Annotated in this window: 12 protein-coding genes and 1 riboswitch; of the genes, 9 read left to right on the top strand and 3 right to left on the bottom strand. The window is 69.2% G+C overall.

What is annotated here, in order from left to right:
- Positions 1 to 171: 171 nt before the first annotated feature.
- The gene (locus ACN27J_RS26230) at positions 172 to 303 is read right to left on the bottom strand and encodes a hypothetical protein (RefSeq protein ID WP_421372687.1); all 132 of its coding nucleotides are present in this window, start codon (positions 301 to 303) and stop codon (positions 172 to 174) included.
- Between ACN27J_RS26230 and ACN27J_RS26235 the strand changes: the two genes are divergently transcribed.
- Positions 296 to 1,666: a family 43 glycosylhydrolase gene (locus ACN27J_RS26235; RefSeq protein ID WP_421372488.1), complete on the top strand. Its 1,371-nt coding sequence runs from the start codon at positions 296 to 298 to the stop codon at positions 1,664 to 1,666. The two genes, ACN27J_RS26230 and ACN27J_RS26235, sit on opposite strands and share 8 nt — an antisense overlap.
- 114 nt (positions 1,667 to 1,780) lie before the next feature.
- Here the strand turns inward: ACN27J_RS26235 and ACN27J_RS26240 are convergent, their stop codons facing one another.
- A complete protein-coding gene (locus ACN27J_RS26240) occupies positions 1,781 to 2,503 on the bottom strand; it encodes a GntR family transcriptional regulator (protein ID WP_421370284.1) in 723 nt (240 codons plus the stop codon).
- A 125-nt stretch (positions 2,504 to 2,628) separates the two neighbouring features.
- Here ACN27J_RS26240 and ACN27J_RS26245 point away from each other — a divergent pair, with 125 nt between their 5' ends.
- The 6 genes from ACN27J_RS26245 to ACN27J_RS26270 are packed head-to-tail and all read left to right on the top strand — an operon-like array spanning position 2,629 to position 8,363.
- Positions 2,629 to 3,918 carry an ABC transporter substrate-binding protein gene (locus tag ACN27J_RS26245; protein ID WP_421370286.1) on the top strand — a complete coding sequence of 430 codons (1,290 nt, stop codon included), beginning with the start codon at positions 2,629 to 2,631 and terminating at the stop codon, positions 3,916 to 3,918.
- Positions 3,908 to 4,813: a carbohydrate ABC transporter permease gene (locus ACN27J_RS26250; RefSeq protein ID WP_278174007.1), complete on the top strand. Its 906-nt coding sequence runs from the start codon at positions 3,908 to 3,910 to the stop codon at positions 4,811 to 4,813. Before ACN27J_RS26245 ends, ACN27J_RS26250 begins: the two co-directional genes overlap by 11 nt.
- Complete coding sequence (locus ACN27J_RS26255; protein WP_278174010.1) at positions 4,806 to 5,627, top strand: carbohydrate ABC transporter permease; 822 nt, start codon at positions 4,806 to 4,808, stop codon at positions 5,625 to 5,627. Before ACN27J_RS26250 ends, ACN27J_RS26255 begins: the two co-directional genes overlap by 8 nt.
- Positions 5,628 to 5,659: 32 nt before the next feature.
- Positions 5,660 to 6,598, top strand: coding sequence for a DUF4434 domain-containing protein (locus tag ACN27J_RS26260; RefSeq protein ID WP_421370288.1), 939 nt, complete (start codon positions 5,660 to 5,662; stop codon positions 6,596 to 6,598).
- The gene (locus tag ACN27J_RS26265; RefSeq protein WP_421370290.1) at positions 6,595 to 7,380 is read left to right on the top strand and encodes a putative N-acetylmannosamine-6-phosphate 2-epimerase; all 786 of its coding nucleotides are present in this window, start codon (positions 6,595 to 6,597) and stop codon (positions 7,378 to 7,380) included. Before ACN27J_RS26260 ends, ACN27J_RS26265 begins: the two co-directional genes overlap by 4 nt.
- Positions 7,380 to 8,363, top strand: coding sequence for an ROK family protein (locus ACN27J_RS26270; RefSeq protein WP_421370292.1), 984 nt, complete (start codon positions 7,380 to 7,382; stop codon positions 8,361 to 8,363). Before ACN27J_RS26265 ends, ACN27J_RS26270 begins: the two co-directional genes overlap by 1 nt.
- Here the strand turns inward: ACN27J_RS26270 and ACN27J_RS26275 are convergent.
- A complete protein-coding gene (locus ACN27J_RS26275) occupies positions 8,341 to 8,895 on the bottom strand; it encodes a hypothetical protein (protein ID WP_421370294.1) in 555 nt (184 codons plus the stop codon). The genes ACN27J_RS26270 and ACN27J_RS26275 overlap by 23 nt on opposite strands.
- 93 nt (positions 8,896 to 8,988) lie before the next feature.
- A riboswitch (cobalamin riboswitch) is annotated at positions 8,989 to 9,198 on the top strand.
- Between the two features lie 141 nt (positions 9,199 to 9,339).
- Here ACN27J_RS26275 and ACN27J_RS26280 point away from each other — a divergent pair.
- Both ACN27J_RS26280 and ACN27J_RS26285 read left to right on the top strand, forming a co-directional pair.
- Positions 9,340 to 11,667, top strand: coding sequence for a ribonucleoside-diphosphate reductase subunit alpha (locus tag ACN27J_RS26280; protein ID WP_421370296.1), 2,328 nt, complete (start codon positions 9,340 to 9,342; stop codon positions 11,665 to 11,667).
- On the top strand, positions 11,664 to 12,746 hold the full coding sequence (locus ACN27J_RS26285) for a ribonucleotide-diphosphate reductase subunit beta (RefSeq protein WP_421370297.1): 1,083 nt from the start codon (positions 11,664 to 11,666) through the stop codon (positions 12,744 to 12,746). Before ACN27J_RS26280 ends, ACN27J_RS26285 begins: the two co-directional genes overlap by 4 nt.
- Positions 12,747 to 12,765 lie beyond the last annotated feature (19 nt).

The raw sequence follows: 12,765 nt of genomic DNA on the forward strand, positions 1-12,765 counted from the left end.
GCCGTCGCATCGTGATCGTGTTCCGACCAGCTGTTCGTCGAGTTGGTGAGCGCGATCCGGCAAAACCACAGTTTCACTCTTGGTGCGGTTTCGGTCACCTGCGTTTTCAGTTGACCACGAAATTCGAGGCCGTACCGACTCGATGAAGGAGGTTTCGATGACGAGGTTGGATCAGGTGCCGCGGGTGGGTTCGCGGTGGCGTGGTGTGCGGGTGGGGGTCGTCGCGGGTGCGGCGGTGTTGGTGTTGGCGGGTACGGGGGTGGTGTTCGGGTTGCCGTCGGCGTCGGCGGCGACGGTGGACACGTCGGCGTCGTATGTGTTTGTGAATCGGCACAGTGGTAAGGCGATGGATGTGTATGACTGGTCGACGGCGGAGAACGCGCCGGTGAATCAGTGGGCGCGTAATGATCTTGCGGTGCAGCAGTGGCAGTTCGTGGATGCTGGTGGTGGGTTCTACAAGGTGCGGTCGCGGCACAGTGGGAAGGTGCTGGAGTTGCCGAGTGCGGCGGATGGGACGCAGTTGGTGCAGTCCACTGATCGGGGGTCGGCTACGCAGCAGTTTCGGTTGGTGGATTCGGCTGGTGGTTTCGTGCGGTTCGTGAACCGGCAGTCGAGCAAGGTCATTGATGTGTGGGAGTGGTCGACGGCGGATGGTGGCCGGCTGGCCGGGTATGCGGATCTGGACGGCGCCAACCAGCAGTGGCAGCTGATCCGGCTGGGCGGTACGACGCCCACCACGCCCGGTGGGACCACCGTGCCAACTCCGCCGACGGGGACACCACCACCGGCCTACCCTCAGCCGGGCAGGGTCTCCGGAGACGTCGGCGTCCACGACCCCACGGTGGTCAACCGACCCGACGGCACGTATCTCGTCGCACACACCGGTGACAACATCGCGCTGAAGACCTCCACGGACCGGGTCACCTTCCGGAACGCCGGCATGGTCTTCCCCGCCGGGGCCCCGTGGACCACCACGTACACCGGCGGTGCACGTAATCTGTGGGCCCCCGACCTGTCCTACCGCAACGGCCGCTACTACCTGTACTACTCGGCGTCGACCTTCGGCTCCAACCGATCGGCGATCTTCCTGGCGACCAGCACCACCGGCGCGTCCGGGAGCTGGACCAACGAAGGCCTCGTCGTCGAGTCGCGCACCTCGGACAACTTCAATGCGATCGATCCGAACCTCATCGTGGACGACCAGGGCCGGTGGTGGTTGAGCTTCGGCTCGTTCTGGTCGGGCATCAAGATGATCCAGATCGACCCGGCCACCGGACGGCGGCTCGGCACGGCGATGCACAGTCTCGCCAGCTACGGCCCCGGCATCGAAGCACCCGTGATGGTCAAGCGAGGTGCCTGGTACTACCTGTACGTCTCGTTCGACCGTTGCTGCCAAGGGGCCAACAGCACGTATCGGATCATGGTCGGCCGGTCGGCCAGCCCGACCGGTCCGTTTGTCGACCGCGCCGGCCGGGACATGCTCTCGGGTGGGGGCACCCAGATTCTCGCCTCGCACGGCGGCATCAACGGCCCTGGTCACCAGGCGGTCCTCGCTGACAGCGACGGTGACTACCTCTTCTACCACTACTACGCCAACAACGGCGCGGCGCTGCTCGGCATCAACCGCATCGGCTACGACGCGGCTGCCTGGCCCTACGTGTACTGATCCAGCCGCGTGTACTGATCCAGCTGGTCCCGGTGGACACCTTCGCGGTGCCCACCGGGACCAGCTTCGACTCCGGTGTATGGCGGACGGACGTCCGACGCGGGAGCCGGGCGGTCAGCCGGTGCCGTCCGTGGTCGGGCGGACCACCTCGATCTCGAAGGCGTAGCGGTCGCCCCGGTACGTCGACATGGCCCGTTCCACCGGGCGGTCCCGCTGGTCGTAGGCGGTCCGCTCGACCAGCAGGGCCGGGCTGAAGGCCGGCACCTGCAGCAGGGTGGCTGTCGCCTCGTCCAGGACCGTGGCCCGGATGGACTGCTCCGCCCGGACGAGCCGGATGTGGTAGTGGTCCCGGAGCAGGTCGTAGAGCGAGTTGTCGAACGGCCGGTCGAGCAGCTTTGGGACGAGCGCGGCCGAGAGGTAGGTGTGCTCGATGCACATCGGGACGCCGTCGGCGGTGCGGACCCGTTCCAGGTGCACCACCTCGTCCGCCGGGCTCAGGCCCAGCGCGAAGCCGACGTTCGCGCCGGCCGGTATCGACTCGGCGGTGCGTAGGTGCGAACCTGGAGTCAGGCCGCGGCGACGCATGTCGTCGCTGAATGACGTGAGTTCGATGCTCTTCGTGATGGCCGGTCGGGCCACGAAGGTGCCGGCGCCGCGTACCCGGTAGACGCGCCGCTCGTTTTCCAGGCGTTCGAGGGCCTGACGCACGGTCATCCGGCTGACGCCGAACTCCTGGGCCAGATCGCGCTCGGTGGGCAACCGTTCGTCCGGGGCGAGCTCGCGTTCGATGAGGTTCTGCAGGTGGCTGCGGAGCAGCTCGTGCTTGGTTGCGGTCATCCGAGGTGTCAGCTCCAGGGGGCGGCTGGTCTAAACCAAAATGATACTAGCGCGACGCTGCCTGCCGGTCTACGCTACCCGCACTGACAATTGGACTAGACCAGAGATGATCTTTGGAGGTGCACGTGAGACGCGAATCTTTCCGGCGGGCCACCGCCGCGGCGATGGCCGGCGTACTCGCCACAGCGCTCGGTGCCTGCGGCGGCTCGGACGGCGGCGACGACGACAAGGTCGAGGTGGTCTTCTCCTACCTGTGGGCCGGTGCGGAGGCCGAAGCGCTCGAGGAGATCATCGCCGACTTCAACGCCAGCCAGGACGAGATCGAGGTCCGGGGGGTCTCCAACCCGGACTTCCAGAAGCAGCTGACGTCGATGTCCGGCGCGCAGGGCAGCTTCGACATCTCCGACCACTTCGGCAACGGCGTCGGGGCCTGGGCCAGCAAGGGCATCCTGGCCCCGCTGGACGACTTCATCGAGGCCGACGGGCTGGACACCGACGACTTCGTGCCGGCGGCGATGTCCCAGATGATGTACGAGGGCCAGACCTACTCGATGCCGATCGCCCTGCACGCGCAGATGCTGATGTACAACAAGAAGCTCTACGCCGAGGCCGGCATCGACGGGCCGCCGGAAACCACCGAGGAGTGGGCGGAGCAGATCGCCAAGCTCACCAAGCGGGACGCCGACGGCACGATCACCCAGCTCGGCTACGCCAACGCCGAGATCAACACATCGTTCACCACGCTCGGGTTCATGTTCGGCGGCGCCTGGGACGACCAGTCCGGCCGGCCCACCCCGGCCGATCCCGGCAACGTCGCCGGTCTGGAGTTCTACACCGAGAACATCCCCGGCACGTACGGCGTGGCGGAGGTCCGCGACTTCACCTCCGGCTTCGGCGAGTACGCCTCCGCACAGAACCCGTTCTACGTCGACAAGGTGGCCACCATCATCGACGGCGAGTGGCAGTCGGTCTTCATCGACCAGTACGCCCCCAACCTGGACTGGGGCGTGGCACCGCTGCCGTACCCGGCGGCGCAGCCGGAGCTCGCCGGCACCACCCAGGTCACCACCAGCACGCTGTTCATCCCGCGCAACGCCAAGCACCCCGAGGAGGCGTGGGAGTTCATGAAGTACCTGCTCTCCGAGGACGCCATGGTCCGGTTCACCCTGGCGCTGGGCAACCTGCCGGCCCGGATCTCGCTGCTCGACGACCCGCGCTACGACACCCTGCCGCAGTTCTCGACCTGGCTCGACGCCCTGCGTAGCCCGAACGCCCAGTCGCTGGCCAGCACGCCGTGGTCCGCCGAGTACACCAGCGACCTTGGTCAGGCCTTCGACGACATCGCCCAGCAACGCACGTCGCCCGCCGAGGGACTCGCCGACGTGGCGGACAAGGCCAGCTCCTATGCCCCGTAGGTCCACGACCTCGCGACGCCAGCTCCGGTTGGGGCTGGCGTTCGCGAGCCCCTGGCTGGTCGGCTTCGTGGTGCTGATCCTCGGACCGATCGTCGCGTCCGGGTACTACAGCTTCACCGACTTCAACCTGTTTCAGCCGCCGACCTTCGTCGGCGTCGACAACTACCGCACCATGGTCGGCGACGAGCGGTTCACCAAGGCACTGTTCAACACGCTGTATCTGACCGTGTTCGGCGTACCGCTCGCGCTGGCGCTGTCGCTGGGGTTCGCCCTGGCGCTCAATTCGCGGGTACGCGGCCTGCCACTGTACCGGGCCATCGTCTACCTGCCGACGATCATCCCGATCGTGGTCAGCGTGTACGTCTGGCGTTGGCTGCTCAACGCCCAGTACGGCTACTTCAACCGGATCCTCGGCCTGCTGCACCTGCCGCAGCCGAACTGGTTGGAGGACCCGACGTTCACCAAGCCGGCGATCATCCTGATCGGGCTGTGGATGGTCGGCGGCACGACCGTCATCTACCTGGCCGCGCTCAAGGACGTGCCGAGCGAGACGTACGAGGCGGCGCTGGTCGACGGGGCCGGGCCGTGGCAGCGGTTCCGCGCGGTGACCTGGCCGGCGATCAGCCCGGTGACCCTGTTCCAGCTGATCGTCGGGCTGATCACCAGCCTGCAGCTGTTCACCCAGCCGTACCTGCTGGCGCAGACCCGGCTCAACGCGGCCGCCGGCGGCCCCGACGACTCGCTGCTGACCTACGGGATGTACGTGTACCAGAACGCGTTCGTGTTCCTGAAGATGGGCTACGCGTCGGCGCTGGCCTGGGTGCTGTTCCTCGTCACGCTCGCGGTCACCGCGGTCCTGATGCTCACCTCGCGGCGATGGGTTCACTATGGATAGAAAAGCGCGGTTCGCCGGCCGTCACGCGCTCGTCTGGGCGATCGCGCTCGGCATGCTGTTCCCGTTCATCGTCATGATCGGCACCGCTCTGAAACCGCCCACCGAGGTGTTCTCGCTGCCGCCCCGGCTGCTGCCCGAGCAGTGGGAGTTCGGCAACTTCGAGGCGGCCCTGTCGGCGATGCCGTTCTGGCGCTACCTCGGCAACACCCTGCTGGTCTCCGGGCTCTGCGTCGTCGGCAGCCTGGTGTCCTGCCCGCTGGTGGCGTACTCCCTGGCGAAGCTGCACTGGCCCGGACGCGGCCTGATGCTGGCGCTCGTCCTCGGCTCGATGATGTTGCCGCCGCAGGTGACCCTCGTCCCGCTGTACCTGCTGTGGAACAAGCTCGGCCTGGTCGGCACCTACTTCCCGTTGATCGTGCCGAGCTTCTTCGGCATCCCGTTCTTCATCTTCATGCTCCGCCAGTTCCTCGTCGGGATTCCGGACGAACTGCTCGACGCGGCGCGGCTCGACGGCGCCTCGGAGTTCCGGGTCTACTGGCGGATCGTGCTTCCGCTGGCCCGGCCGGCGCTGGCCACCGTGGCGGTGTTCCAGTTCGTCTGGACCTGGACCGACTTTCTCAACCCGCTCATCTACCTCAGCGACAGCAGCCAGTACACGCTGTCGGTCGGGTTGTACGCGTTCTTCTCCGAGCACGGCGTCGACTGGGGTCCACTGATGGCGGCCAGCGTCATGTTCACCCTCCCGGCTTTGATCATTTTCCTGCTCGGGCAGCGGTACTTCGTCGAGGGCATCGCGACGAAGGGACTGAAGTGACCACGACCGCACCAACCGCGAAAGGAACGTCCATGTCGTACCAGGCGATCAGCGGCACCTTCCTCGACGAGATCAGCGTCGACATCCCGTCGCAGAACTGGGGCGAGCGGGAATGGGCCCGCGAGTTCGACACCTTCGTCGAAGCCGGGATCGACACCGTCGTGCTCATCCGGCTCGGCCTGGGTGAGCGGCTGGCCTGCCCGAGCCGGGCGGTGACCGACCGGCTGCCCGCGCTGCCGGTCCACGTCGACCTGGTCCAGCTCTTCCTCGACCTCGCCGCCGAGCGCGACATCGACTTCTTCCTCGGTCTCTACGACTCGCACTACCACTGGTACCGCTACGACTGGCGGACCGAGGTCGACATCAACCTCGCCGTCATCGACGAGATGTGGCAGCGGTACGGCGGGTCACCGGCGCTGCGCGGCTGGTACCTGCCGCACGAGACCACGGACACCAGTCTGCGGATCCTCGACATCAACACCACCCTCGCGGCCCGGCTGCGCGAGATCAGCGAGCTGCCGATCCTGGTGTCGCCGTTCTTCCACGGCCGCGCCGACATGGCCACCAGCACCGACCCCCGGCAGCGGCCCCGCTCGCCCGAGGAGCACGTGCGGATCTGGGAGGAGATCTTCCAGCGGTACGCCGGACTCGTCGACTACTGCGCGTTCCAGGACGGCACCGTGGAGCTGGCCCGGTCGGCCGAGTACTTCGCCGCGACCGCCGAGGCGGCGAGCCGGCACGGCATCGCCTCCTGGGCCAACATCGAGACCTTCGACCGGGACATGCCGATCCGGTTCCCCCCGACCGACTGGCGCAAGCTGGCGCACAAGATCGACGCGGTCCAACCGTACGTGGAGAAAATCATCACCTTCGAGTTCTCCCACTTCCTCAGCCCAAACTCGGTGTGGCCGGCGGCCCGCAACCTCTACGACCGCTACGGCGAGTTCCTCACCTCCCGGGGTGCCCGATGATCCCGCCGCAGGACCCGGCGGCGCCGCAGCTGGACCCGGCGGCCCCGCGGCTGGAGCCGGTGGCGGCGATCGCCGGCGGCCTGGTCGTCTCCTGCCAGGCACCCGAGGGCCATCCGCTGCGGGTGCCGTCCGTCATCGCCCGGCTCGCCGCGTGCGCCGCCCTCGGTGGTGCCGCCGCCGTGCGGGTCAACCACCCCGACGACGTACGGGCCGTGAAGTCCGTAGTGGACCTTCCGGTGATCGCGCTGCACAAGGAGCGGGCCGCTGACCGCGACCTGATCACCCCACGCTGGGAGCTGGTCGAGGCGCTCGCCGCCGCCGGTGCCGACGTCGTCGCCGTCGAGGCCACCGGACGGGGCGAGCTGCCGGTCGACGCTCTGGTCGCCCGCGTCCACGGGCAGCTCGGCCTGCCCGTGATGGCCGACGTGGCAACCGTCGACCAGGGCACCGCCGCCTGGGCGGCCGGCGCGGACCTGGTGGCCACCACACTGTCCGGGTACACCCCGGACAGCCCACGGCAGGAGGCCCCCGACCTCGACCTCGTCGCGGCGCTCACCGCCGCCGGGGTCCGCGTCGTCGCCGAGGGCCGGTTCGCCACCCCCGACCAGGTGCGTGCCGCCTTCGCCGCAGGCGCGTACGCGACGGTCGTCGGAACCGCGATCACCGACCCGGTCGCGCTGACCCGGGGCCTCGCCGCAGCCGCTCCACGCCCGGCCAGCCCGACCGGCCCGGCCGGTGCCGCCAGCGCAGACAGTTCGGCCAGCCTGGCTGGGCAGCACTGATGGCGGCAGCCATGGCCGGCACCGACGGCCCGGTCACCATCGGTGTCGACATCGGAGGTACGAAGATCGCCGCCGCGCTCGTCGGCGTCGACGGCGCTGTCGGCCCACTGCGCCGGGTGCCGACGCCGGCCGCCGAGGGCGCCGCCGCGGTACTCGCCGCTGCGATCGATTTGGCCCGTCAGGTCGGGCGGGACGCGGCTGGGACCCCGGTCGCCTGCGGGGTCGGCACCGCTGGCGCCGTCGACCCGGCGGGTCGGGTCACCCACGCCACCGACACCCTGCCCGGCTGGCGGGGCACCGACGTGCGGGCAGCGTTCACCGCCGCCCTCGGCCTGCCGGTCGTGGTGTGCAACGACGTACACGCGATGGCCGCCGGTGAGGCGTGGTGCGGCGCCGCCGCCGACGCCCGGGACGCGCTCGTCGTCGCCGCCGGCACCGGTATCGGCGGCGCCATCGTGGTCGGCGGCGAGGTGCTGGTGGGCCGGCACGGGTTCGCCGGCAGCGTCGGACATCTGCCGGCCGCCCGGCACCTCGGCCGACGCTGCGGTTGCGGCGCGGTCGACCACGTCGAGGCGTACGCGGCCGGCCCGGCGATCGCCGCCGAGTACGCGGCCCGGACCGGTCGCGGCGCGGCACCGCCCCTGGAGGAGGTCGCGGCGGCGGCTGCCGGCGGCGATCCGGTCGCGGTCGAGGTGACCGAGCTGGCTGCCCAGGTGCTGGGCGCGGGGCTGGCGACCGCCGCGAACCTGCTCGATCCCGAGGTGGTCGTCCTCGGCGGTGGCGTCGTCGGACTCGGCGACCGGTTCGTCGCCGGCGTGCGTGCCGCGCTGCACGCGGCGGCGCTGCCCGGGATCGACCGGCTGCCGGTGCGTACCGCCCGGCTCGGCAACGCCGCTGTGCTGGCCGGCGCCGCGCTACTCGCCGGCCGGGTCCTCACCGGCCGGATCAGCGCCGGCCGGATCAGCGCCGGCCGAGGTCGATGACGGGCTCGGCGCCAGTCGCCGCGTCGCCACCTTGTCCGCCCGTACCGCCGCCGCTGGCAGCGGTGGGCCGGGCCGGTTGTCGGTCTGGATAGAGCCACAGCGATCCGATCGCCAGGGCCACCAGCAGGTGTACGGCGGACTCGCCGCCTCCTCTGTGGATCCATCCCCGCCAGCCCGGCAGGATTCCGAGTAGCAGTTCGCGCTGCGCGGCGATGTCGGGTGCGATGACGAACGACAGGGCGATCAGCGCCATGGTCGACACGCTGAAGCCGACGACCAGGCCCACCCGGCACAGTCGGGGCCGTCGCCGGGGCCCGACGGTGAGCGCCCATGCGGCCAGGCTGCTCACGGCCGCGATCCCGAGCATCGGCAGGTACGGGGTCTGTGGCGAGGTGATCCCGGCCAGGGTGTTGTTCAGGTCGAAGACCGCACCGGCCCGCAGCCCGGTCGCCTGGATGCTGAGCACCCCGACGACGCCGACGAGCAGGGCGCCGAGCACCGCCCCGTACAGACCCCATAGCACGCTTCTCACCCGACGGACCCTCCTCCTCGCACCCGGTGCACCCGACGCCGCGACACGCCGAACACAGTATCTGGTGTTGCGTCTTCTGGCTTGCTCCCATATATGGTGTACCCCGCAGCTGGTTCGGCCGCCCCTCGGCGGTGGTCGAGGCAAGAGGGAACCCGGTTAGAGTCCGGGACTGCCCCGCAGCGGTGAGTGGGAACGACCGCCGTCACCGAGCACTGGACCCGTGGCGGGTCCGGGAAGCGACGGCCAGTAGGTACGAGCACGACGCCCACGAGTCCGAAGACCTGCCAGCGTGCCGCACGCGTCGCGTGCGGTGGTCGAAGGCCGCGCGGGACGGCCGACGCCGACGACCGGTCCACGCCGGCGGAGCAGACCGCCAGGTGGGTGACCGGTGGCGTCCTCCCCGTGTGTCCGTCGACCGGTGGACAGGCACGACAAGGGGAACCGATGCAGGTACGCAAGCGCGACGGCGACACCGAACCGGTGGACGTCAACAAGATCGTCAAGGCGGTCGAACACTGGGTCGCCGACCTGGACGAGGTCGACCCGCTGCGGGTGGCGACCCGGACGATCAGCGGACTGTACGACGGGGCGACAACCGCCGAGCTGGACAAACTGTCCATTCAGACGGCGGCGGAGCTGATCGGCGAGGAGCCGCAGTACTCGAAACTGGCGGCCCGGCTGCTCGCCGCCTACGTGGACAAGGAGGTCCGCGGCCAGCAGGTGGCCAGCTTCAGCCAGTCGATCCGCTACGCCCACGGCCTCGGGCTGATCGGCGACGACACCGCCGCCTTCGTCGCTCGCAACGCCCGCAAACTCGACGACGCTGTCGACGTCGACGGCGACCTGCGCTTCGAGTACTTCGGGCTGCGTACGGTGGCCGACCGTTACCTGCTGCGGCATCCGCAGACCCGGCTGGTTGTGGAGACGCCACAGTACTGGCTGCTGCGGGTGGCCTGCGGGCTGTCCCAGACCCCGGCCGAGGCGATCGACTTCTACCGGCTGATCTCCAGCCTGGCCTATCTGCCCAGCTCACCGACCCTGTTCAATTCGGGAACCCGGCACACCCAGATGTCGTCCTGCTTCCTGGTCGACTCGCCGCGCGACGAACTCGACTCGATCTACGAGCGGTACCACCAGGTGGCGAAGCTGTCGAAGTTCTCCGGCGGGATCGGCATCTCCTGGTCGCGGATACGCGGCCGGGGCGCGTTGATCCGGGGCACCAACGGCAGGTCCAACGGGATCGTACCGTTCCTCAAGACCCTCGACGCCGGGGTCGCGGCGGTCAACCAGGGTGGCCGCCGCAAGGGCGCCGCCTGCGTCTACCTGGAGCCGTGGCACCCGGACGTCGAGGAGTTCCTGGAGCTGCGGGACAACACCGGTGAGGACGCCCGGCGCACCCACAACCTCAACCTGGCCAACTGGATCCCGGACGAGTTCATGCGGCGGGTCGAGGCGGACGCCGACTGGTCGCTGATCGACCCGTCCGACGCACCCGAGCTGCCCGACCTGTTCGGCGAGGCGTTCGACGAGGCGTACCGGGCGGCGGAGAAGAAGGCGGTCCGGACGGTCAAGGCCCGCGACCTGTACGGGCGGATGATGCGCACCCTGGCGCAGACCGGCAACGGGTGGATGACGTTCAAGGACGCCGCGAACCGGCTGTCCAACCAGACCGGTGAGCCGGGCAACACGATCCACCTGTCCAATCTGTGCACCGAGATCCTCGAGGTCAACAGCGACGACGAGACCGCCGTGTGCAACCTCGGGTCGATCAACCTCGGCGCGCACGTCACCGCCGACGGCGTCGACTGGGCGAAGCTGCGCGCCACCGTCCGTACCGCCGTGGTGTTCCTCGACCGGGTGATTGACATCAACTACTACCCGGCGGCGCAGGCGTCGGCGTCGAACCCGCGCTGGCGGCCGGTCGGGCTGGGGCTGATGGGCCTGCAGGACGCGTTCTTCACGCTGCGGCTACCGTTCGACTCGGCGTCGGCCCGGGAGCTGTCCACCCGCGTCCAGGAGGAGATCTTCCTGACCGCGCTGGAAACCTCCGCCGGGCTCGCCGAACGGTTCGGCCCGCATCCGGCGTACGCCGAGACCCGGGCCGCCCGGGGCGAGCTGCACCCGGACCTGTGGGGTGCCGAGCCGGGCCAGCCCGAGCGGTGGGCCCGACTGCGGTCGACGATCGCCGCACACGGTCTGCGGAACTCGCTGCTGGTCGCGATCGCGCCGACCGCGACGATCGCCTCGATCGCCGGCTGCTACGAGTGCATCGAGCCGCAGGTGTCCAACCTGTTCAAACGCGAAACCATGTCCGGGGAGTTCCTGCAGATCAACACCTACCTGGTCGGTGAGCTGAAGGCGCGCGGGCTGTGGACAGCACCGGTCCGGGAGCAGATCAAGCGGGCCGAGGGCTCGGTGCAGGGCCTCACGGATCTGCCCGCCGACGTGCGGGAGCTGTTCCGTACCGCATGGGAGCTGCCGCAACGGGCGCTGATCGACCTGGCCGCCGCCCGTGCCCCGTACGTCGACCAGTCGCAGTCGCTGAACCTGTTCCTCAGCGCGCCGACCATCGGCAAGCTGTCCTCGATGTACCTGTACGCCTGGAAGTCCGGGCTGAAGACCACCTACTACCTGCGGTCGCGTCCGGCGACCCGGATCCAGCAGGCCACCGTCGGCATCGCGCCGACCGCCGGGCCGACCGTCGCGGCCAGCGCCGACGAGGCGTCGGCCTGCTCCCTGGAAAACCCCGAAACCTGTGAGGCCTGCCAGTGACCACCGTCTCCGAAACCAACACCGACGCCGCGACCGCTGACGCCGCCACCGCGACCGCCGCCGCAGCTGCGGGCCGACGGCAGCTGCTGCTCGACCCCGGCATGGACCTGACCCTGCGGCCGATGCGCTACCCGCAGTTCTTCGACCGGTTCCGGGACGCGATCAAGAACACCTGGACGGTTGAAGAGGTCGACCTGCACTCCGACCTGCCGGACCTGGCCAGACTGTCGCCTGCCGAGCAGCACCTGGTGTCCCGGCTGGTCGCGTTCTTCGCCACCGGCGACACCATCGTCGCGAACAACCTGGTGCTCAACCTCTACCAGCACGTCAACTCCCCGGAGGGCCGGCTCTACCTGTCCCGGCAACTGTTCGAGGAGGCGGTGCACGTCCAGTTCTACTTGAACCTGCTGGACACCTACGTGCCGGACGAGCGGGAACGGTTCGCGGCGTTCGCGGCGGTGGAGAACATCCCGTCGATCGCCCGCAAGGCCGAGTTCTGCTTCAGATGGATCGACTCGATCTTCGAGTTGCGGGAGCTGCGTACCCGCGCCGACCGGCGGGCCTTCCTGCTCAACCTGATCTGCTTCGCCGCCTGCATCGAGGGGTTGTTCTTCTACGGCGCCTTCGCGTACGTGTACTACCTGCGGTCCCGGGGTCTGCTGCACGGTCTCGCTTCGGGCACCAACTGGGTGTTCCGCGACGAGTCGATGCACATGGCGTTCGCCTTCGACGTGGTGGACACGGTCCGCGCCGAGGAGCCGGAGCTGTTCGACGCCGAGATGCAGCAGCAGGTCAGACAGATGCTGGCCGAGGCGGTGGAGTGCGAGGTGCAGTTTGCCGCGGACCTGCTCGACCAGGGCGTGTCCGGAATGTCGTTGGCCGACATGCGGGAATACCTGCAGCACGTCGCCGACCGGCGGCTCGCGGTGCTCGGCATCGAACCGATGTACGGGTCGAAGAACCCGTTCGCGTTCATGGAGTTGCAGGACGTGCAGGAGCTGTCCAACTTCTTCGAACGACGGGTGTCGGCGTACCAGGTCGGGGTGACCGGCTCGGTCACCTTCGACGACGACTTCTGACCCGCGTCCCCGCCCGGCC

The organism is Solwaraspora sp. WMMB762 (genome assembly GCF_049179115.1).
GTDB lineage: Bacteria > Actinomycetota > Actinomycetes > Mycobacteriales > Micromonosporaceae > Micromonospora_E.

Coding starts and splice junctions, on each gene's coding strand:
- ACN27J_RS26240 (WP_421370284.1), bottom strand. CDS start 2,503: ATGACCGCAACCAAGCACGAGCTGCTCCGCAGCCACCTGCAGAACCTC.
- ACN27J_RS26250 (WP_278174007.1), top strand. CDS start 3,908: ATGCCCCGTAGGTCCACGACCTCGCGACGCCAGCTCCGGTTGGGGCTG.
- ACN27J_RS26255 (WP_278174010.1), top strand. CDS start 4,806: ATGGATAGAAAAGCGCGGTTCGCCGGCCGTCACGCGCTCGTCTGGGCG.
- ACN27J_RS26260 (WP_421370288.1), top strand. CDS start 5,660: ATGTCGTACCAGGCGATCAGCGGCACCTTCCTCGACGAGATCAGCGTC.
- ACN27J_RS26265 (WP_421370290.1), top strand. CDS start 6,595: ATGATCCCGCCGCAGGACCCGGCGGCGCCGCAGCTGGACCCGGCGGCC.
- ACN27J_RS26270 (WP_421370292.1), top strand. CDS start 7,380: ATGGCGGCAGCCATGGCCGGCACCGACGGCCCGGTCACCATCGGTGTC.
- ACN27J_RS26280 (WP_421370296.1), top strand. CDS start 9,340: ATGCAGGTACGCAAGCGCGACGGCGACACCGAACCGGTGGACGTCAAC.